Source organism: Mobilisporobacter senegalensis, from assembly GCF_003752155.1.
In the GTDB taxonomy this organism is placed as follows: Bacteria; Bacillota; Clostridia; order Lachnospirales; family Lachnospiraceae; genus Mobilisporobacter; species Mobilisporobacter senegalensis.
The window spans coordinates 513,433-534,695 of sequence record NZ_RJVG01000002.1 but is presented as its reverse complement, the minus strand read 5'-3'; the positions used below and the strand labels follow the sequence as shown (position 1 = coordinate 534,695).

Annotated in this window: 18 protein-coding genes and 1 tRNA gene; 4 read left to right on the top strand and 15 right to left on the bottom strand. The window is 34.6% G+C overall.

From position 1 onward, the window contains the following. Window positions 1–216 precede the first annotated feature (216 nt). Window positions 217–1,104: a CAP domain-containing protein gene (locus tag EDD66_RS18575; RefSeq protein WP_243115303.1), complete on the bottom strand. Its 888-nt coding sequence runs from the start codon at window positions 1,102–1,104 to the stop codon at window positions 217–219. A gap of 343 nt (window positions 1,105–1,447) precedes the next feature. On the opposite strand from EDD66_RS18575, the gene pdxR reads away from it, so the two are divergent. Further along, a complete protein-coding gene (pdxR, locus tag EDD66_RS05250) occupies window positions 1,448–2,839 on the top strand; it encodes a MocR-like pyridoxine biosynthesis transcription factor PdxR (RefSeq protein ID WP_123608503.1) in 1,392 nt (463 codons plus the stop codon). 17 nt (window positions 2,840–2,856) lie between these two features. On the opposite strand, the gene EDD66_RS05245 is transcribed toward pdxR, so the two are convergent. Genes EDD66_RS05245 through rimP form a run of 9 tightly spaced genes read right to left on the bottom strand, consistent with a single transcriptional unit; the run spans window position 2,857 to window position 11,092 of the window. Further along, the gene (locus EDD66_RS05245; protein ID WP_123608502.1) at window positions 2,857–3,780 is read right to left on the bottom strand and encodes a bifunctional riboflavin kinase/FAD synthetase; all 924 of its coding nucleotides are present in this window, start codon (window positions 3,778–3,780) and stop codon (window positions 2,857–2,859) included. 41 nt (window positions 3,781–3,821) lie between these two features. After that, window positions 3,822–4,718, bottom strand: coding sequence for a tRNA pseudouridine(55) synthase TruB (truB, locus tag EDD66_RS05240; protein ID WP_123608501.1), 897 nt, complete (start codon window positions 4,716–4,718; stop codon window positions 3,822–3,824). A gap of 44 nt (window positions 4,719–4,762) precedes the next feature. Then, the gene (locus EDD66_RS05235; RefSeq protein WP_123608500.1) at window positions 4,763–5,758 is read right to left on the bottom strand and encodes a DHH family phosphoesterase; all 996 of its coding nucleotides are present in this window, start codon (window positions 5,756–5,758) and stop codon (window positions 4,763–4,765) included. 30 nt (window positions 5,759–5,788) lie between these two features. Then, the gene (gene rbfA / locus EDD66_RS05230) at window positions 5,789–6,187 is read right to left on the bottom strand and encodes a 30S ribosome-binding factor RbfA (protein WP_123608499.1); all 399 of its coding nucleotides are present in this window, start codon (window positions 6,185–6,187) and stop codon (window positions 5,789–5,791) included. A gap of 35 nt (window positions 6,188–6,222) precedes the next feature. Next, the gene (gene infB, locus EDD66_RS05225) at window positions 6,223–8,850 is read right to left on the bottom strand and encodes a translation initiation factor IF-2 (RefSeq protein WP_123608498.1); all 2,628 of its coding nucleotides are present in this window, start codon (window positions 8,848–8,850) and stop codon (window positions 6,223–6,225) included. A 35-nt stretch (window positions 8,851–8,885) separates the two neighbouring features. Then, window positions 8,886–9,209 (bottom strand): L7Ae/L30e/S12e/Gadd45 family ribosomal protein, encoded by a 324-nt coding sequence (locus EDD66_RS05220; protein ID WP_123608534.1) that lies wholly within the window; start codon window positions 9,207–9,209, stop codon window positions 8,886–8,888. 19 nt (window positions 9,210–9,228) lie between these two features. Next, window positions 9,229–9,504, bottom strand: a complete 276-nt coding sequence (gene rnpM / locus EDD66_RS05215) for an RNase P modulator RnpM (protein ID WP_123608497.1) — start codon at window positions 9,502–9,504, stop codon at window positions 9,229–9,231. Window positions 9,505–9,541: 37 nt separating this feature from the next. After that, complete coding sequence (gene nusA / locus EDD66_RS05210; RefSeq protein WP_123608496.1) at window positions 9,542–10,600, bottom strand: transcription termination factor NusA; 1,059 nt, start codon at window positions 10,598–10,600, stop codon at window positions 9,542–9,544. Window positions 10,601–10,624: 24 nt separating this feature from the next. Further along, window positions 10,625–11,092 (bottom strand): ribosome maturation factor RimP, encoded by a 468-nt coding sequence (gene rimP / locus EDD66_RS05205; protein WP_123608495.1) that lies wholly within the window; start codon window positions 11,090–11,092, stop codon window positions 10,625–10,627. 545 nt (window positions 11,093–11,637) lie between these two features. Here rimP and EDD66_RS05200 point away from each other — a divergent pair. Next, window positions 11,638–12,474 (top strand): Cof-type HAD-IIB family hydrolase, encoded by an 837-nt coding sequence (locus tag EDD66_RS05200; protein ID WP_170164258.1) that lies wholly within the window; start codon window positions 11,638–11,640, stop codon window positions 12,472–12,474. A 59-nt stretch (window positions 12,475–12,533) separates the two neighbouring features. On the opposite strand, the gene EDD66_RS05195 is transcribed toward EDD66_RS05200, so the two are convergent. From EDD66_RS05195 to ahpC, 3 genes are all read right to left on the bottom strand, one after another. Beyond that, window positions 12,534–13,037 (bottom strand): flavin reductase family protein, encoded by a 504-nt coding sequence (locus tag EDD66_RS05195; RefSeq protein WP_123608493.1) that lies wholly within the window; start codon window positions 13,035–13,037, stop codon window positions 12,534–12,536. Window positions 13,038–13,330: 293 nt separating this feature from the next. Then, window positions 13,331–15,013, bottom strand: coding sequence for an FAD-dependent oxidoreductase (locus EDD66_RS05190; protein WP_123608492.1), 1,683 nt, complete (start codon window positions 15,011–15,013; stop codon window positions 13,331–13,333). 10 nt (window positions 15,014–15,023) lie between these two features. After that, entirely contained in the window at window positions 15,024–15,587 is a 564-nt protein-coding gene (gene ahpC / locus EDD66_RS05185; protein WP_123608491.1) for an alkyl hydroperoxide reductase subunit C, read from the bottom strand. A 243-nt stretch (window positions 15,588–15,830) separates the two neighbouring features. Here ahpC and EDD66_RS05180 point away from each other — a divergent pair. Then, window positions 15,831–15,902: transfer RNA gene (locus EDD66_RS05180), tRNA-Glu, on the top strand. A 247-nt stretch (window positions 15,903–16,149) separates the two neighbouring features. Next, window positions 16,150–16,353 (top strand): cold-shock protein, encoded by a 204-nt coding sequence (locus EDD66_RS05175; RefSeq protein ID WP_123608490.1) that lies wholly within the window; start codon window positions 16,150–16,152, stop codon window positions 16,351–16,353. A gap of 98 nt (window positions 16,354–16,451) precedes the next feature. Here EDD66_RS05175 and EDD66_RS05170 read toward each other — a convergent pair whose 3' ends face one another. Both EDD66_RS05170 and EDD66_RS05165 read right to left on the bottom strand, forming a co-directional pair. Further along, window positions 16,452–16,724: a late competence development ComFB family protein gene (locus tag EDD66_RS05170; protein ID WP_123608489.1), complete on the bottom strand. Its 273-nt coding sequence runs from the start codon at window positions 16,722–16,724 to the stop codon at window positions 16,452–16,454. 61 nt (window positions 16,725–16,785) lie between these two features. Beyond that, window positions 16,786–21,210: a PolC-type DNA polymerase III gene (locus tag EDD66_RS05165; RefSeq protein ID WP_123608488.1), complete on the bottom strand. Its 4,425-nt coding sequence runs from the start codon at window positions 21,208–21,210 to the stop codon at window positions 16,786–16,788. Between the last annotated feature and the right edge of the window lie 53 nt (window positions 21,211–21,263).

Below are 21,263 nucleotides of genomic sequence, written 5' to 3'. Positions count from 1 at the left end.
ATCCAAGGATCTTAATCTAATTTTAATTATAGTTCATCCATGGAGAAAGTAGATTGCAAATGCACATAAAAAAGGTATCCCAAACAGTGAATTTAATCACTTATTCTCGGATACCTTTTTTAGTTTCTTACTTAAAGATTATTATTTACTTATAATTACTAACTTAATAATTTCTTACTTAAAGATCCAGATGTTAACTTTAATAATCTGACAAGCTTATCCGATAAATAATTGAACCCAATAATATTTACCATTTTGATAATAAGCGCCAATACCTATTTCTTTAAAACTGCTCTTTAATATATTTGCTCTATGACCTGAAGAATTCATCCAACCATTCATAACTGCACTTGGAGTCTGTTGTCCGTAGGCAATATTCTCTCCGGCTGTTCTATAGGATACCCCTGCTGCATCTAATGCAGTGAATGGAGACTGACCATTTGGACGAGTATGATCGAATTTACTTACAATCTCTTTTGCTCTGACTTTTGCTGCATTTGATGCTGCTGTATTCATTTTTAATGGAGATAATCCGGCTTTACTTCTTTCTTGATTTACAAGTGTTAAGACTTCATTTGCATAGTTTGCATTATAATCACCATTTGTTGTAGATGGTGTGCTTGTACTTGGTTTTGTTGTACTTGGCTTTGTTGTACTCTTTTTAGCTGTATTTTTTTTAGCCGTGCTTTTTTTAGCTGCACTTTTCTTAGCTTTACTTTTTTTAGCTGTGCTTTTTTTAGCTGTGCTTTTTTTAGTTGCACATTTTTTAGCTATCTTTTTTGTAGTCGCACTTTTTACAGCTGCACTTTTTATAGTTGGGCATTTTTTTGCTATAGTCTTCGTATTGCCATTGATTCCATATTGTTTTAAAATACTGTCAATATCACTTGCAGAAGTAATTTTATTCACTGTAGCTTGCTTACTTCCTGAAGTAGTGTTACAATTACTTAATTTCACTGTTGCTGCAGATGCTGTAGTGGTACCGGTCTCTGAGTATACGCTTACGCCTACCGCAGACGTTGCTACTAATACTGTTGCCATTGCACCGATTAAAAGTTTTTTCCCGTTAAATGAGTTTCCCGTTTTACCTGTTAATTTCTTCATTGTATTTTACCTCTTCTCTTTCATACAATTCAATGAGTAAGTTTCGATTACTTAAGTAAGAAGGTGGTCTAGACCTTTATCCGTGACACAATTACGTAAACTTTGGTTATCTTTCGTGGGAACAAGTTTCCTTGTTGACCTTAGTATATAAGAGGAGTAAATTTATTACAATGTCGAATTTTTGGAAATTCTGGAGAATATATGTTAATTTTCTATGAACATTTATTTGCGGAATTCTTGTGAATTGTTGATCTTTATGATATAATTCTGTAATATTGTTAATAATTATTTAAAATTTAGAGTCGGAAAAACTTTCAGAAAAAATACCGGAAGGAGTGTTTTTATGTTTACCATACATCTTAATAGTAAATCGGAAACGCCTTTATATGAGCAAATATATCAGTATATCAAAAATGAAATAAAGATAGGGGCACTCGCTTACGGCGAAAAACTTCCTTCTACAAGAAGCCTGGCGGCTCATCTTCAAGTAAGCCGTAATACCATCGATATGGCATATGGACAGTTATCATCGGAAGGATATATTGAATCCAAAGAGAAAAAAGGATATTTTGTAAATGAAGTGACAGAATTTATTCCATATACGTCTCATAAAAAAATTAGTAAATTCGTAACCAGTGAAAAAAAGGAAAAATATAAATACGATTTCTCACCTTTTGCAATTGATATTAATAGTTTTCCTTATAATACCTGGAGGAAATTATCTAAAAATGTTCTTTTGGATAATAACGATATCTTTCTACAAGGACTGGGTCAGGGAGATGACCAGCTTCGTGCTGCCATTGGGAAATATCTTCATGAATCGAGGAATGTAAACTGTACGAGAGAACAAATTATCGTGGGTGCTGGTATTGACTATCTTCTGCAACTGCTATTGCAGTTATTGCCTGACAATAGCAAGATAGCAATGGAGAACCCTTCTTACAAAAAAGCATACAAAATATTCACTGGTTTAAATTATCCAGTGACACCCATTGAACTGGATTCCAGTGGTATAAGTATACACGAGTTATCTAATTTAGATATTAATGTAGCTTATGTAACCCCATCCCATCAATATCCCATTGGTATCGTGATGCCAATTAAAAGAAGGCTTGAATTACTAAATTGGGCAGCCTCTTCTGAAAAACGCTATATCATTGAAGATGATCATGATAGTGAATTCCGCTATAAAGGGAAGCCAATTCCTGCTCTTCAAGGTTTGGATCCCCACAACAAAGTAATCTATCTTGGAACGTTTTCACGGGCAATAGCCCCTGGAATTCGTATCGCATATATGGTATTGCCTAATGATCTATTAAAAGTTTATCAAAAACAATACAGTTATTACTCTTCCACTGTTTCAAGGGTCGATCAAAGTATCTTGACAGCTTTTATTGAAGATGGGTATTTTGAAAGACATTTAAATAAAATGAGAAAAATATATAAGAATAAACATGATTTGATTATTAATTCTTTAAAAATATTTGAAGATAAGGTCCAAATTTTAGGAGAGAATGCAGGACTTCATCTTGTAATAAAAATGCATTTGAACTATACCGAGTCTGAAATAGTAGAAATTGGGAAAAAGAATAATATTAAACTTTACGGTTTGAAAGATTATTATATCAGGGATCCTGGAGAGTCTTATGTACCAACGATTTTACTTGGTTATGCTAATATGTCAGAGTCAGAAATAACAGATGGAATTCAACTATTAAAAAAAGTTCTGATGTAAAATCATCAGAACTTTTTTTACCTATATTCTTTTAAGAATTCTTTTGCCCACTGAATGTCTCTATGCATTTGATCGGATAGCTCCTCTAGGGAATTAAATTTAACTTCTTCTCTTTCAAATCCATATAATCTTACTTCAATGATTTTTCCATATAAATCATCATCAAAGTCAAAGATAAAAGTTTCTACTCCCTTTTTCGTTTCTTTGCCTACACTGGGTTTATATCCAATGCTGGTAACGCTGTCATAACTGATTCCATCAATAATGACTTTTGATGCATATACACCATTAGGTGGTAACAGTTTATTGTCATCAGGTATCAGATTTGTAGTTGGCATGCCAAGAGTTCTTCCAATCTTTCTTCCATGCATTACCTCGCCTATAATTGAATATGGCGTTCCAAGCATTTGATTGACAAGTTCAATATTACCCTTTTCTAACTCATCCCGGATAAGTGTGCTGCTTACAATAGTGTCCTTTAACTTTAATTTATCATATATAACTAATCTGTAACCATATTGTTTTGATAATTCCCTTAGCATATCTACGTTACCTTCACGGTTTCGTCCAAAGCAGTAATCACTTCCAACAACAATTACTTTCGCATCGATACGATCTACCAGGACTTCTTTTACAAATTTCTCTGGTTCCATGCTTGCTGTCTCTTTAGAAAATGGATAAGATATGAATACATCAAGTCCTTTTTCTTTCAGCTTTCTCTTTTTCTCTTCTTCCGTATAGATAAATTTCATATCTATCTCTGAAAAAAGATTTCTCGGATTATATAAAAAACTAAAAACAACAGAAGAATACCCTTCCTGCTTTAATGAGATTGTTTTATCAATTAATAACTGATGCCCAATATGCAAGCCATCAAATTTACCTAAAGATACTGCACTGTTATGTAGCCTAAAATCCGTATTTCCTGCAATATATTCCATTTTTGTACTCCTAAACCATATCTGAATTGAATTTCACTTGATCACAGAAACATTTTAACAGGTTTATAAATATTACCATCATCCATGAGCTCATATAAGCCTATAAATTGTTCAAGACAATCATAAACTCTAATTTGTTTCGTTGTATTAGAAAGGTTATTATTAAGTAACATATCCTTATTGATTTTATTTCCATTATAAATAAACTTGGTATACTCTTCTGATACCATGACCTTAGAGTAATCTAAGAACATATCTTCAATTTTTATGATATGTGGCCCCAACTTATCCCCATCTCGTAATTTTTCTACATCAGATAATTTCAAACTGTCTTCAATAACAAATCTACTGACTTTTGTACGAACTAAATTTTTCATACAGCCACCACAGCCAAGTTTTTCTCCAATATCATGACAGAGAGTCCTGATATAAGTTCCTTTTGAACATGATACGACCATTTTTATTTCATCTTCATCAATTCGTACGATTTCAATATGATGAATATGAACGTTTCTAGCCTTACGTTCAATTTCAATTCCTTCTCTGGCCAGTTCATAAAGTTTCTTCCCGTTCACTTTCAGTGCTGAAAACATTGGAGGTATTTGTTCATAGTCTCCAATAAACCCAAGAATGACCTCTTTGATCTCTTCCTTGGATGAAGTAACTCTTTGCTCCTTAAGGATTTTTCCTGTTGTATCCTGGCTGTCAGTAGTAATTCCTAATTTTAAAACAGTTTCATACGTTTTATCTTTATCTGTTAAAAGATCGCAAAGTTTTGTTGCCTTACCTAAACAAACTGGCAGTACACCTTCTGCATCCGGATCAAGTGTACCAGTGTGTCCAATTTTTTTTTGTTTTAAGATACCTCTAAGCTTTGCCACTACATCATGAGAGGTATAACCCTTTTCTTTATATATATTAATGATACCGTTTATCAAGGTTACCTCTCCTTTTTCTTTAAATGATTGATTTAAAATTTATATTATGATTCTAAATTAGTTTCTGAATTATCATTGTGGACCCGGTTATATTCTAATTGTGCTTCAATATGATGGGTTATATTATTAATAACATCGTATACATTTCCCATCATAGTACAGCCTGCTGCTCTTATATGTCCACCCCCATTAAAGTAGGTGGCAATCTTACTTACATTAACCAGTCCATTGGATCGCATGCTTACTTTATATATGTCTTTATCAACCTCATAAGCAAACACAGCAGCTTCCACTCCTTTTGTAATTCGCAGCTGATCAATTACTCCATCTAAATCTTCGGATTTTGCGCCGTAAAAATCAATTACTTTTTTACTAACAGTGGATACAATACATCGTCCGTCTAATACTAAGATACTTTCTAATAAACATCTGCCAAGTACCTGATTCTGTACATATGTTTTTTGATAAAAAGTTTCATCAATCAGTTTTGAAAATGGTATTCCTTTTTCCATGAGGCTGCCTGCTACCATCATAGTATGTTTTGTTGTGTTAGAATGTTTAAATACACCCGTATCATGGGCAATTCCCATATATAACGCTTCTGCAACCGCTTCATCTATTTTCTCATTCTCAAATATTCCATATAAAACTTCGCAGGTAGAGCTTGAATCAGGTAGAACATGATTTTCCTTAGCAAAGAAGGTGTTACTGATATGATGATCTATATTAATATTCATTTTTGCTTCTGTAAAATATCTTTCTGCAGGGCCCAAACGGTCTAAAGATCCACAGTCCAACGATATAAAGGTATCATAAATCTCATTATCATCATATGTTGTTTTAATCTTATCAATATTTTTAAGAAACATAAAAGTATCAGGTATCTTTTCAAGGTAAACGGTTACTTCTTTACCTTTACAATGAGTAGTCAGATAATTATAAAGCGCAATACAAGATCCTACACAATCCCCATCCGGTCTGACATGCCCTGCAATACCTATCTTTTTGCTATTTACAACTGTTTCTAATATATTATCCATAGCATTCCCCCTCCTTTACTTTTGTATATTTTATTCTTCCCCTGAGTCTTCTTCTGTTGTATCTAAATCCTCGTCATTCTTTTGATTTACATCATTGATCAGCTTAGACATATTAACACCATATTCTATGGACTGATCCATTACAAATGTTAATTCAGGTGTATTTCTTAAATTTATCCTTCTTGCTAACTCTCTTCTCATAAATGGAGCAGCACTTCTTAAACCTTCATAAGTTGATTTTTTAGATTCCTCATCTCCAAGTACACTAATATATACTTTCGCATGTTTTAAATCCGGTGCCACTTCCACAGCTACCACTGTTGTCATAGGGTTAATTCTGGGATCTTTGATTTCTCTGCTGATCAAACTGCTTAGCTCTTTTTGGACTTCTCCATTTACCCTGGTATTCTTAATACTATTCTTTCTCATATATTAACACACATCCTTTGCCTGGATATTATATTTTAGCGTGGTACTTCTTGCATAATGTAGATTTCTACAGTATCTCCTTCTTTAATATCATTAAATTTTTCGAATACAAGACCACATTCATAACCTGATGCAACTTCTTTTACATCATCCTTAAATCTCTTCAATGATGCTAACGGTCCATCATAGATAACGGAACCATCACGCATGATTCTTGCAGATGAATTACGAACAATTTTTCCATCAAGAACATAAGAACCTGCGATACTTCCAAGACCAGATGCCTTAAATACCTGTCTTACCTCTGCATGACCAAGAACTTTCTCTTCATAAGTAGGATCAAGTAAACCTTTCATTGCATTTTCAATATCTTCAATTGCATTATAAATAACGCGATAAAGTCTTAAATCTACTTTTTCTCTATCTGCAGTATCTTTTGCCGCATTATCAGGCCTTACATTAAATCCAATGATAATCGCATTTGAAGTTACTGCCAGATTAACATCTGATTCATTAATGGTACCAACACCACCATGAAGAATTCGAATTGCTACTTCATCATTACTTAATTTTAACAGACTTTGCTTCATTGCTTCTACAGAACCCTGAACATCTGCTTTAATGATGATATTAAGTTCTTTAATATTACCTGCTTGTATCTGTGAGAATAAACCATCTAAAGATAACTTTGATTTTGTATCTTCAAGAAGTTTTTCTCTGCTTTGTTTAATATAGGCTTCTGCAATATTACGAGCTTCTTTCTCATTATCTGTAGCCATAAAAATTTCACCGGCATTTGGAACTTCATTTAAGCCAAGTATTTCTACAGGTGTAGAAGGATCTGCTTCTTTCACCCGGCGTCCTTTATCATCCATCATAGCTCTCACTTTACCATATGCAGAACCAATCGCAATGGAATCACCAACATGAAGCGTACCCTTTTGCACAAGAATCGTAGCCACCGGTCCTCTTCCTTTATCAAGTTGTGCTTCAATCACAACACCTCTTGCATTACGGTCCGGATTTGCCTTTAACTCTAGCACTTCTGCAGTAAGATTTATCATTTCCAATAATTCGTTAATACCCTCTTTGGTATGTGCAGAAACAGGAACAAATATTGTACTGCCGCCCCAGTCTTCGGCTATTAATTCATACTCGGTTAATTCTTGCTTTACTCTGTCAATATTAGCACTTGGTTTATCAATCTTATTAACAGCAACGATAATTTCGATACCTGCTGCTTTCGCATGGCTGATTGCCTCTATTGTTTGTGGCATGACACCATCGTCTGCTGCAACAACAAGGATAGCAATATCTGTAGACTGGGCTCCTCTCATACGCATAGATGTAAATGCTTCATGTCCCGGAGTATCAAGGAATGTAATTTTTTCTCCACCTACATTTACCGTGTACGCACCAATATGCTGAGTGATGCCGCCTGCTTCATTGTTTGTAACATGGGTTTGTCTGATGGCATCTAAGAGTGAAGTTTTACCATGATCAACATGACCCATTACGCAGACAACTGGTGGGCGTTTTTTAAATGTTGATGTATCTTCTTCTTCCTCTTTTAGCAGTTCTTCGATTATATTTATTTTCTCTTCCTGTTCTACAATACAATCATATTCAATAGCAATTTCTTCCGCTTCTTCAAATGTAATTTCTTGATTAATAGATACCATTTTACCAGCCAAAAATAACTTTTTCACAATAGCTGCTGCCGGTACTTTCATCTTATCCCCTAATTCTTTGATTGTTAAAGTTTCTGGAATAATAATTGTTTTAATACCATCATCCTCTTTTTCAACTACCTGTGGTTGAGGTTTTGGCATGATAAAAGCTCCTTTTCTATTAGGATCCTTCTTACTTACATTACTATTTGATTCATTATTTCTAAAATTACCTTGATTATATCTGTTCCCTTGGGTATTACGATTATTTCCGTTGCTTCTTCTATTATCATTAGTACCTTGGGTATTTCTATTATTGGAATTATGTTCGCCACGATTGTTATTATACCCTTGATTTGGTTTATTATAATTGCTTTGATTAGATCTATTATTATTGTTACTGCTACCGCTATTGTTACTATTTTGGTAAGGTCTATTCGTGCTGTTTTGTGTTGGTCTGTTTCCATTATTTTGCGTTGGTCTGCTTCCATTATTTTGCATTGGTCTATTTCCACTATTTTGCGTTGGTCTGCTTCCACTATTTTGATAAGGTCTATTTCCACTATTTTGTGCCGGCCTATTCGTACCCGTCTGAGTTGACCTATTCCCACTATTTTGCGCTGGCCTATTCGTATTATTTGAGTTAGTTCTCACATTGTTTCCATCCTGAACAGGTCTATTACTAGTATTTTGATAGGCTGTATTAGTATTATTACTTTGTTGTGCTGGGCGGTTTCCATTGGTACTATTACTTTGTACTGGTCTGTGATTTGTTTTAACTTCCCCACTAGATTTGATTGGTTTTGTTTCAGTTGCCTTTACCTGAACAGCTCCAGATTTCCCAAAATGATTTTTAATCATATCCACCTGTGTATCTTCTATATTGCTCATGTGGCTTTTTACTTCAAACCCTTTATCCTTTAAAAATGTAATAATATCTTTACTTTGTTTATCTATTTGTTTTGCTAATTCGTATATTTTTATTTTTGACATACTTACTACCTCCAATGTGGATGCAAAAATTAAGTTTAAAATTCCTGCATTGCTGTTTTTAGTTGCTTTTCAATTGCATCAGCCAAGCCCTTATCAAGCAATGCTAAAGAAGCACGGTACTCTTTACCCATTGCATGACCTAGCTCTGTTTTTTCACCAAAAAAGTAAATTGGCACTTTATAGTAAGCACACATATTGGTAAACATCTTTTTAGTATTATCTGAAGCATCTTCTGCTACAATAACAATATTTGATTTACCTTCTTTTACTGCTTTTTCAGTTGAAAATTCACCGCTTGCTATCTTTCCAGCTTTTGTTGCTAAACCAATATAAGAAAATACTTTATTCTTATACTTCAATGAATCAACCAAGCCTTCCTTATCTTCCTTCAAGCTTTATCAACTCCTTCTCTAACTGCTCATATACTTCTGATGGAATGGAAACTTTTAAAGATCTTTCAATCCCTTTATTCTTGATTGCCTTTTTTAAACATTCAAGGTCTTTACATATATAAGCGCCTCTACCATTCTTTTTCCCTGTTTCATCAAGGATGATCTCTTCTTCTGGTGTTTTGATCACTCGAAGCAGTTCTTTCTTGCTTTTCATGATTCCACAGCCTGTGCACTGTCTTAAAGGTATTTTTTTCACACTCATTCAATCACTTCCTAGTATTTCTTTTCTAAATGATAAATTAATATTCATCATTACCTGGTTCTACCTGTGACTCACTTTTAATGTCAATTTTATACCCGGTCAGACGAGCTGCAAGCCTTGCATTTTGGCCTTCCTTACCAATAGCCAATGATAACTGATAATCTGGAACAACTACTTTTGCACTCTTTTCTTCTACATCTACTTCTACAGAGATAACTTTTGCTGGACTGAGAGCATTTTCAATAAAAATTGCCGGATCCGGATTCCAATTGGTAATATCAATTTTTTCGCCTCTAAGTTCATGAACGATTGCATTTACTCTTGCACCATTAAGTCCAACACATGCTCCAACAGGATCAACGTCAGGATTATTGGTATATACAGCCATCTTTGTTCTGGAACCTGCTTCTCTTGATATACTCTTAATCTCTACTGTTCCATCCTTAACTTCAGTAACTTCTGCTTCAAAAAGCCTCTTAACCAATTCTGGGTGAGTTCTTGAAACAGTAATCCTTGGCCCTTTTGTAGTATCTTTTACCTCTAATACATATAACTTAATTCGGTCGGTCGGTTTAAAGCGCTCGCCCCTTACTTGCTCATTCTCTGTAAGTACTGCATCCACTTTTCCAAGATTAATACTAACATTATTGCCGACATAACGTTGAACGATACCTGTTACAATATCTTTTTCTTTCCCATAGTACTGATCAAATAAAACTTTTCTTTCTTCTTCTCTAATCTTTTGAACAACAACTTGTTTCGCTTTTTGTGCTGCAATACGTCCAAAATTCTTTGGTGTTACCTCAACATGAACAATATCGCCAATATCATATTTAGGATATTTTAATTTTGCTTCAACAATACTCATTTGTGTTAATGGATCTTCCAAATTTTCAACGATTACTTTTTCTGCATAAACATTAACCTCACCAGTTTGACGATCAATATTTACTTTAATGTTATCTGCCTTGCCAAAATGATTTTTGCATGCAGCCACCAGGGAATTTTCCATAGCCTCAAGTAATATCTCTTTGCTTATGTTTTTTTCTTTCTCAATCTGGTTCAATGCATCAATTAATTCTGAATTCTTACTCATTTTTCTAATATCCTCCCTTATTAATTAAAAGTCAAGTGCAAGCCTTATCATGGCAATGTCTTTTCTTTCTAATATCATCTCAGATTCATTTTCCTGTTCAATTGTAATAGTATCTTTATTATAAGCTTTTAAAATGCCAAAAAAATCTTTTTGTTTATTAATCGCTTTATATAATTTTATCTCAACCTCTTCACCAATACTTCTGGCGAAATCTTTGTCTTTCTTTAACTGTCTTCCAAGTCCTGGTGAACTTACTTCTAAGATATATGCATCCGGAATGAAATCGTGTTTATCTAATAAATCACTTAATGCCCTGCTAACAAGTTCACAATCATCAATGGTAATTCCACCCGGCTTATCAATATAAACTCTTAAGAAGAAGTTGCCACCTTCTTTTACATATTCAACATCTACTAATTCAAAATTAGTATCTTTGATAATTGGCTCTAATAATTTTTCAGTTCTTAATTCATAATCTTCTTTCTTTGCCATTATAACCCTCTTTTCTTCCATATTCAGTTGTTGTTTCAATATTATTGTTACAGTTCAGCCATGCAGTGAAGCGAAATCGAGCTTATGGCTGAACTGTAATATATATTCTTCCTAAGATATAAGAAAATAATTCTTATATAGGAGCTACGCTTCTTAGCGGCAATGAGCCGCTTCTAACAGCACAAGCCGTCCTCTTATACGGCAACGAGCTGTTCCCTTACACGGCAACGAGCCACCCATATCTTAGAAATTTACTTCGTAAATTTCTAAGATTCGTGGGCGTCGCCAAATGCCAATACAGTCATGACCTCACTTTCATGCAAGCATGAAGTTCGCCATGTCTGTATTGGCGCTTGGCTCGTTGCCTCCACGCAAAAAGTTAAGAGTGGACTCGCGCCCACTCCTCAAAATTACATTTATCAATGCCTAACATATGTATTGTAACATTATTCCATGGTAAATGCAAGATAAAATTAATATCCTCTAAGTAAATCACTTGTATCCGCCACATTATTATGATATATTTGAAAAAGAGGAGTGATAATATGAAATACGACATAAAACTAATCGGTTTAGATTTAGATGGAACGGTATTTAATGAAAAAAAGCAAATTTCAGATAGAACAATTAATGCAATCAGTAAAGCAATTGAAAAAGGGGTTACTGTAATCCCTGCAACCGGAAGACCTTATGGAGGACTGCCTAATGAGTTCACTTCTATACCTGGAGTCCGCTATGCTCTGACTGCCAATGGCTCTTCTATTATTGATCTGATGGAAAAAAAGGTAATCTATTCTAACCTTATTGATGTGAAAGCTGCATTAGATATTATAGATGAACTATTAACTTTTGATGCGATCATTGACATTTTTATTGATGGTACAGGATATTCACCGAAATCTTCTATTAGCTGCGTAAGGGATTATATGCATACAGAAGAAATGGCTGATTATTTTATTAAGACCAGGCTATTCTATGATAATGATGCAAAAACTTTTATTCGGGATATGGATCAGCCTATTGAGAAAATTCAACTGCTTTTTAAAGACATTTCTAAAAAAGAGAAAGCCTCTGAAATATTAAAAGCACATTCAGATTTTGCATTTACTTCTGCTCTTACTAACAATATTGAAATCAATTCAGTAACTGCCAACAAAGGCGATGGATTACTAGGTTTAGGAACTCATCTTGGTATAAAAAGAGAACAAATCATGGCTTGTGGTGATAGTTATAATGATTATGAGATGATTAAATCTGCAGGTCTAGGCATTGCTATGGGAAATGCTACAAAAGATATCAAGGAGATTGCCGATTTTATAACCTTAACCAATGAGGAAGACGGGGTTGCATATGCAATTGAAAAATATATATTATCCATATAATAGTGCATATTATTTGAAAAGGCTGTTCTTTCTTAATGGAAAGAACAGCCTTTTTTTCATTATTGTTCATCTAATACTTTAACGATTTCTCCAATATACATTGTATGATAATCCTTATTCGGATAATTATCATCAATCCAAATTTCTTTAAAATTTTCCGGTTTTATTTCATCCTGATATATTTTCTTACATATCAATATTAATTTAGCTTCATTAATATAAGGAGTGTCCCCATCATACCCAACGGTCAAACCCGCTTCGTTAATCTTATCGCAGTCTCTTCCTGATTTACTCCCACAAATTCCTAATGCCTTTTTATATTTTTTATCAAAAAATGATATGGTAAACATATCCTCTCTATCTATAAATTCTTTCGTATATCTTGTTGGTCTGATATAAATGGTTGCCACGTTTTTATTCCAAATTACACCAACCCCACCCCAACTGGCTGTCATAGTATTACATTTCGCCTTCGTTCCGGCTGTAATTAACATCCATTCGTCTCCAATCAATGTAAATGGATTGGTTCGTATTGTTTGAATATCTACTTCTTTGAAATTCATAGTTGATTCTCCTTTTTCATATTATCTGGTTATTTTGGACTTACAGGTTAGATTATGATGCCAATTTTTTCTATTGTATTATTATTATGCTAATTATTATATTACGATAATTAAATTATGTAAACAATGGATAAATGATTCATAAAACATCATAATAAAAATTGATGAGGCTGTTGCATTTCTATTGCGAATAATAAAAAAAGGCTATGCTCTCCCTATAATGCACTGTGTGAAGGGAGAGCATAGACCTTATTATAATTATGGAATTAAAAGCACAACACTCATTTGATTTTTTATTCTCTGATTTTATTTAATATCTCTTCAATAGATTTCTTACCAAAAACCAAAGATTCATCATTTATAATCATACATGGAACACTCATGATACTATATCTCTCCTTAATTTCCGGATAATGAGCCAAATCAAGCATCTGGGCTGTTACATTTTTATTTTCAAGAGCGATTCTCTGGGCACCCATGACCACTTCCGGGCACATAGTACAAGAAAGTGAAACCGCTATCTTTATATTGACTTTCTGATCAAAATTCCGTATCTCATCAAGCAGCGCAGGGTCTAATGACTGACCGGGTCCTGCTGCATTGTAAAGAGCTATAATAAAGGAATTGAATTCATGTCCCCCCGGAACACCATGAAAAGCTGCGCCTAAATATTCATTGCTTTCATTACAAATTAACATAGCTGGATATAAATTAAGGCTTGCTTCTTCTTCAAGGACCTGATTTTCTCCTTTTTTATAAATCTCAATCTTTACTTTGTCTGTAAGGCCATCTATTTCCTTTGCAAATCCTTCTACTTCCTTGGAAAGTCTATTGGAAGGATCTAGAATGGTTATAATTTTTATTCCTTTTTCCATTTTAGAGAAGATTTGATATAATTGTTCTTTAATCTCAGAAGATAGAAAGCTGTCATCCACATCATCCCCTATCCTTTCCATACTATTGTCAGGTGTAGGTGAGAATTCCTCCTTAGTTAAACTATTTTTAGGAAGATCATCCTTACGAACAATGCCATATTCATTCCTTAAATTTTCCACATATCGTTCTAAATTAGTTGCTGCAACTGCACCATCGGAAACAGCGGTGACTACCTGCCTTAAATTCTTTACACAAATATCTCCGGCAGCATATACACCCGGAACATTTGTCGCAAGATCTGCATCCGTAAGAATATATCCTTGTTCATCTAACCTTACATGATTTTTTACCAATCCTGAAGCTGGTACATAACCAGCAAATACAAATATACCAAAAGTAGATTTACTGTCTTCGACCTGATATTCTGTAATCTCATTCGTAACATTATTTATAAATCTGGCATATTTAAGATTTACCTCTCCGCCAACTTCTAAAACCTCTGTATTAAAACGCACTTCAATTTTATCATGTGCCAGAACTTTATCAGCAATAGATTTGGCACAAGTAAATTCTGGTTCTCTCGCAATGATAGTTACTTTTTCCCCATATCTTGTAAGAAATATTGCTTCCTCAGCAGCCGCAAATCCGGCACCCACAACAAATACATCGAGACCAGTAAAGAACTCCCCATCACAGGTCGCACAATATGCCACTCCCCTTCCTTTAAATTCCTGTTCTCCCTTAAATCCTAAAGTTCTTGGATTGGCTCCTGTGGCAATAATAACACCTAGAGTTCTTATTTCGCCCTTATCCGTACGTATTATTTTAATATCATTATTAAAATCTACCTCTGTTACAGTGGCAGTTAAAAATTCTGTTCCAAAGTATCCAGCCTGTTTTCTCATGGTAGTTGTCAGCTGGGTTCCGGAAGTTTTCCCCACACCTGGATAATTCACCACCTCTGAGGTAAGTGATATCTGACCCCCAGTTTCATTCTTATCAATTATTAAAACTTTAAATTTTGCCCGTGCCCCATAAATTCCAGCGCTGAGTCCCGCAGGACCAGCGCCAATGATAATTATGTCATATATATTTTCCATATTCTTCGCCTTATAGCATACCAACCAGGTCTAAGCTGGGTTTTAAGGTTTCCTGTCCAGGTGTCCATTTTGCAGGGCAAACCTCATCACCATGTGCTGCCACGAACTGGGCTGCCTTCACCTTTCTTAATAATTCCTCCGCATTTCTACCAATATTACCGTCATTTACTTCATAAACAACAATTTTACCTTCTGGGTTTACAACGAATGAACCACGTTCTGCTACACCGGCAGTTTCAATTAATACTTCAAAATCTTTTGCAAGAGTATGGGTTGGATCTGCTAACATGGTATATTTAAGTTTCTTAATTCTTTCTGATGTATCTGCCCATGCTTTATGGACAAAGTGTGTATCACAAGATACGGAAAATACTTCGCAACCGATCTTCTTAAATTCTTCATAGTGGTTCTGTAGATCTTCCAACTCAGTTGGACACACAAATGTAAAGTCTGCCGGATAAAAGAAGAATATGGACCATTTTCCTAAAACATCTTCCTTCGTTACTGTTTTAAAAGCTCCTTCCTGATATGCCTGTACATTAAAAGCAGATATTTCTTTTCCTATTAGTGACATAGTGTCTACCTCCTAAATTTAATTTTAATAATAAGAATTATTATTGTTATGTGGACATAATATCATAATAGTTATTAAAATGCAATATTGAAAATGAGAATAAATCTCATTTTCAATATTTTTTTAAAATAAATTCCAACACACAATTCTGTTTATTTCTAATAAAATCACAACTTTTAGAAAAATACCGAAAATAATACTTGCAATATTTAATGAACCGTTGTATGATATATATTGTTGCAAGGCCCATTGGTCAAGTGGTCAAGATGCCGCATTCTCAGTGCGGAGACAGGGGTTCGACTCCCCTATGGGCTGTTAATATTTTAGATGTTTTTTTGATTTCACATATATTTGTAAGTCATAATTATGTTTATCTGATGACTGGCACTTATTGTTTCTCTCTTACAAAATGTGAGATAACAGCTGCTATGTCCCTAGATAAGTATAACTAAAGTTCAAATGTGGTAATACCACATCTGAATCAAGTTATACTTTATGAATTACAATGTATGTGATTTTTTATTTACAGGTAAAATATAATAAATAATAGGAGGTATCTTTCATGAACAAAGGTACAGTAAAATGGTTTAACGCACAAAAAGGATTTGGTTTTATTACAAACGAGGAGAATGGTGAAGATGTATTCGTTCACTTTTCAGGAATTACAACTGATGGTTTCAAATCTTTAGACGAAGGTCAAAAAGTAACTTTTGACTTAACAAATGGTGCTCGTGGAATGCAAGCAATCAACGTTTGCGCATTCTAGGAATCAGACTACGTATAAACAAAATTATGTAGATAAAAAAAGGACTTTGGCCAATTAGCCAAGGTCCTTTTCCTTTATCAGATATGATTAAACTTTTATTATTTTTGATGATGTGGATTCTCTTGGACTATCTGAATTGCTTTCACTATTTCTGTAACTAATTGAATTTCAAATTTTTTATCTAAGGAATCTACTTTAGATATAATACTTCCCTCAGCAGTTGCAACATATCTTGTAGGAACTCGATTTAATACGTAAGAAGCAATATCCAGCCTACATTGTTCACACTTGCAACCTTCTACTGTGTTAATAATTTCATCTACCTTGTTTAGCACGATTTCTTCCATTACATTCCTAAATTCAATTGACACACAATCCCCCCCTTACAGACTTTGTTACTCCTTTAACATATCGGCTATATCCTATAAATAATTAACCCCATAAGTCTAATAATGATATCTGGTCTGATGCCGGCAGATCTCCTAACAGTCCAAGATCCCCCATAAGATCAACTACAGTTGCACTTACTTTTGACCTTTGTCTAAAATCATCTCTTGATAAGAACTTCCCATCTTTTACTGCTTCCACAACTGCATCTGCTGCCTTTTCTCCAAGACCATCAATTGTGCTTAAGGAAGGCATTAATTTATCCCCGATAATCTGAAAATGATGGGCTTTTGCCTTATATATATCAATAGGTTCAAATTCAAATCCCCTTGCATACATCTCCTGCACAATCTTCATGTCTTTTAATGTGTCTTGTTCTTTTTTAGACAATTCATTGCTTCGTTTTTTATAATCAACCAGATAATATTCAAGGCGTTCTCTCCCCTGACACATAATCTCATAATTAAAAGCAGAAGCACGAATACTAAAATATGCTGCATAATATGCCATTGGATAATAAACCTTAAAATACGCAATACGGAATGCCATCATGACATAGGCCGCTGCATGAGCTTTTGGGAACATATATTTAATCCGCTTACAGGACCAGATATACCATTCTGGTACATTAGCAGCAAGCATTGCTTCTTCCATCTGAGGCTGCAGACCTTTTCCTTTACGCACAGATTCCATTATTTTAAACGCAAGTCCACTTTCCACTCCCATATAGATAAGATATGTCATAATATCATCACGGGTACAAATTGCAGTAGATAGAGTACATTTCCCTTCTGCAATTAAAACTTGTGCATTATTCAGCCATACATCTGTACCATGGGATAGTCCGGAAATACGCACCAGGTCGGAAAAATTCTTTGGTTTCGTATCACGCAGCATCTGCATAACGAATTCAGTACCAAATTCAGGGATGCCAAGACATCCTAGATCACAACCCCCTAAATCATTTGCCTTTAATCCCAAGGCGCTTAAATTGTCAAACAGGGATAAAACTTTTTGGTCATCCAGTCTGATTGTCTTTGCATCTACACCAGTAAGGTCTTCCAGCATACGTATCATAGTAGGATCATCATGACCCAGAATATCTAATTTCAAAAGGTTATGATCAATGGAATGGTAATCAAAATGTGTGGTAATTGTTTTGGTTGTCATATCATTGGCAGGTCTTTGCACCGGTGTGAAAGAATAGATTTCCTCACCATGAGGCAGAACGATAATTCCACCTGGATGTTGACCTGTAGTTCTGCGAACTCCAACACATCCATAAGATATTCTCTCTATCTCCGCTTTTCTTTTATGAATATTTCTCTCTTCATAATATTTGTAAACATAGCCATATGCTGTTTTATCTGCCAATGTACCAATGGTACCGGCCCTGAATGTATACCCTTTACCAAAGATTTCTTCCGTATAGTCATGGGCATGACTCTGATACTCACCTGAGAAGTTAAGATCGATATCAGGCTCTTTGTCCCCATTAAACCCTAAGAAAGTTTCGAATGGGATATCATGACCATCTTTACTTAAAGGCTCTCCACATACCGGGCACAATTTATCAGGCATATCACAGCCAGATGCCCCGGCATGTTTTTTGATATCTTCAGAATCAAAATCAGAGTAAAAACAATGAGTACAATAATAATGGGCAGGAAGAGGATTTACTTCGGTAATACCTGACATGGTAGCTACAAAGGAAGAACCTACAGATCCTCTGGAACCTACCAAATATCCATCTTCATTAGACTTCCATACTAATTTTTGAGCAATGATATACATAACCGCAAATCCATTGGTTATGATAGAATTTAATTCATGCTCCAGTCTGTTTTTTACCATAGCCGGCAATTCAGGGCCATACATAGAGGTTGCCTTATCATAACATATATTTCTTAATGTCTTATCTGAATCTTCAATGACAGGAGGACATTTGTCAGGACGCACTGGCGATATCTTTTCAACCATATCTGCAATCTTATTGGTATTGGTAATTACGATTTCTTCTGCTTTCTCCCGTCCAAGATAACTGAATTCCTCAACCATCTCTTCTGTTGTTCTAAAATATAATGGCGCCTGATTATCTGCATCTTTAAATCCTTTCCCTGCCATAATAATACGACGGTATACTTCATCTTCCGGATCTAAGAAATGGACATCACAAGTTCCAACCACTAATTTATTGAATTCTTCTCCTAAAGCGATAATTTTCTTATTAATATTAATTAAATCTTCCTTAGAATTAATATCCATTTTATCACTCTCAATCATAAACTGATTATTACCAAGTGGCTGTATCTCAAGATAATCATAGAAATTTACAAGCCTTGTAATTTCTTCTTTCGGCTGATTTCTCAGAATTGCCTGATACAGTTCACCTGCTTCACAGGCAGAACCAATTATCAATCCTTCCCGATTCTCCATAAAGACACTCTTTGGTATCCTTGGCCTGCGATTATAATATTCAATATGAGAAAGTGATATTAATTTATATAGATTCACTCTGCCAATATCATTTTTGGCTAGTATAATTGCATGATATGTCGGCAATTTCTTAATGGTATCTCCAGTTAATTTACTTATTTGATTTAACTCATCCAGATTATGTACCTCACGCTCATGAAGCATCTCAATAAATTTTACAAAGATCTCAGCAGTCGCACCTGCATCATCCACTGCCCTGTGATGATTTTCCAGAGAAATTCCCAGAGCTTTTGCTACCACATTCAATTTATATTTACTTAGTTCAGGAAGCAATACTCTTGCCATTGCAACTGTATCCAGCACGGTAAATTCTGTTTCGATTCCAAGCTGTTCTGCTTTCTTTTGGATAAAACCTACATCAAAAGAAGCATTATGGGCAACTAATATACATCCTTCACAGAACCTTAAAAATTCAGGAAGAATTGTATCTATCATAGGCGAATCCATGACCATGGAATCATTAATACCCGTTAATTGCTCAATCTGAAATGGAATTGGGATATCAGGATTAATGAATGTGCTGTATTTGTCAACAATCTTTCCATCCACAATTTTAACTGCACCGATTTCAATAATTTTATCATGTACTGGTCCAAATCCTGTAGTTTCAATATCAAAGACAACACAGGAGGCCATTAATGACTGGCCTTTGGAATTCTCCACAATATCCTTTAAATCATCCACCAGATATGCTTCCACTCCATAGATCACTTTAAAATTATCATTCTTTTCCACTGCATGATTTGCATCCGGGAAAGCCTGGACCACACCATGGTCGGTAATAGCAATCGCCTTATGTCCCCAGGCAATGGCTCGCTTAATTAGTGTTTTTACATCAACAACTGCATCCATATCACTCATCAATGTATGTGCATGAAGTTCAACCCTCTTAACCGGGCTATTATCCTGTCTTGTTGCTGTAAAATCAGGAATGGTTTTAATTCCTACAATAGAACCAATGGTAATTTCCCGCTCGTATTTATCCATCAGGGCCATACCCTTTAATTTTATGAATATACCTTCCTTAAGTACATCTAATAATTCAGATACCTGTTCATTCTTTAGAAAGATCTTTCCAGCGATAGTATCTGTAAAGTCTGTTACGGAAAATGTAACAATTGTTTTTTCATTTCGTAATTCCCGTGCTTCCAGTTTCATGATCTTACCACGAATTACCACTTCTCCTATTTCATCTTGTATATCTGAAATAGGCATGGATTCTCCCTCAAAACCCTTACCATAAATAGTATCCGGGTCATGAATCGTCTTTTTGGGAGTGTACTTACTTGTATAATTGCTTTTTTTATCACTCACAGCCGATTGACTTGTAGTTTTTTTAGCAATCGTTTCCTCTGTCTTATTCTCACCTCTCCCGGATTCCGGGTTTACAGACTTTTGATTGGTATGTTGTACATTTACTCTTGCTTTCGCAAAAGTAACTACATTATCTTCCTCAGTTTCTTCTTTTTCCGGTATTGGAATATAATCAAAGAAAACCTTGACCATATAGCCAAAGCGATTCTGAAATATATCTTCTAATTTCATTTTAATATTTTGTGCCTTGCTCTTCATGATGAAACTGTCATCAAGAGCAATATGTAAAACATCCCCCTCAAATGACCATCTGGAATGTTTTAATATATTGCATTCAATAATACTCTCTTCCTCAAGTTCTGCAAGAAAACTATCAAAATATAAAGGCATAAGTTTCTCAGGAGTATATCCGGCAGATAGTTCATATCGTTCAATGATAGTAATCTTATTGCTCACTTTTTGAAACAGCTGTTTTTTCATCTGATATTCCATTTGCTTCATTTGTACTTTACTAATCAGCCTTTTACTTAATAGATGAATTTTGATCTCAAAAGTAGATTTAGAGATATTTACTTTTTCAACAATTACCTCTGCAAATAAATCATGAAGACTTCCACTAATTGATAAAGTGTCAAACACTTCAAAAAAACTCATTCCCATATCATTCACTCCAATTTCATCAGATAAAGCAATAAAACATATGCCCAGGTTTT

What these genes read in the sequence shown, in the direction of transcription:
- infB (WP_123608498.1), bottom strand. Translation starts at nt 8,850, where the DNA reads ATGTCAAAAATAAAAATATACGAATTAGCAAAACAAATAGATAAACAA.
- rbfA (WP_123608499.1), bottom strand. Translation starts at nt 6,187, where the DNA reads ATGAGAAAGAATAGTATTAAGAATACCAGGGTAAATGGAGAAGTCCAA.
- EDD66_RS05190 (WP_123608492.1), bottom strand. Translation starts at nt 15,013, where the DNA reads ATGGAAAATATATATGACATAATTATCATTGGCGCTGGTCCTGCGGGA.
- ahpC (WP_123608491.1), bottom strand. Translation starts at nt 15,587, where the DNA reads ATGTCACTAATAGGAAAAGAAATATCTGCTTTTAATGTACAGGCATAT.
- pdxR (WP_123608503.1), top strand. Translation starts at nt 1,448, where the DNA reads ATGTTTACCATACATCTTAATAGTAAATCGGAAACGCCTTTATATGAG.
- rnpM (WP_123608497.1), bottom strand. Translation starts at nt 9,504, where the DNA reads ATGAGTGTGAAAAAAATACCTTTAAGACAGTGCACAGGCTGTGGAATC.
- rimP (WP_123608495.1), bottom strand. Translation starts at nt 11,092, where the DNA reads ATGGCAAAGAAAGAAGATTATGAATTAAGAACTGAAAAATTATTAGAG.
- nusA (WP_123608496.1), bottom strand. Translation starts at nt 10,600, where the DNA reads ATGAGTAAGAATTCAGAATTAATTGATGCATTGAACCAGATTGAGAAA.
- EDD66_RS05245 (WP_123608502.1), bottom strand. Translation starts at nt 3,780, where the DNA reads ATGGAATATATTGCAGGAAATACGGATTTTAGGCTACATAACAGTGCA.
- EDD66_RS05200 (WP_170164258.1), top strand. Translation starts at nt 11,638, where the DNA reads ATGAAATACGACATAAAACTAATCGGTTTAGATTTAGATGGAACGGTA.
- EDD66_RS05165 (WP_123608488.1), bottom strand. Translation starts at nt 21,210, where the DNA reads ATGGGAATGAGTTTTTTTGAAGTGTTTGACACTTTATCAATTAGTGGA.
- EDD66_RS05235 (WP_123608500.1), bottom strand. Translation starts at nt 5,758, where the DNA reads ATGGATAATATATTAGAAACAGTTGTAAATAGCAAAAAGATAGGTATT.
- EDD66_RS18575 (WP_243115303.1), bottom strand. Translation starts at nt 1,104, where the DNA reads ATGAAGAAATTAACAGGTAAAACGGGAAACTCATTTAACGGGAAAAAA.
- EDD66_RS05195 (WP_123608493.1), bottom strand. Translation starts at nt 13,037, where the DNA reads ATGAATTTCAAAGAAGTAGATATTCAAACAATACGAACCAATCCATTT.
- EDD66_RS05175 (WP_123608490.1), top strand. Translation starts at nt 16,150, where the DNA reads ATGAACAAAGGTACAGTAAAATGGTTTAACGCACAAAAAGGATTTGGT.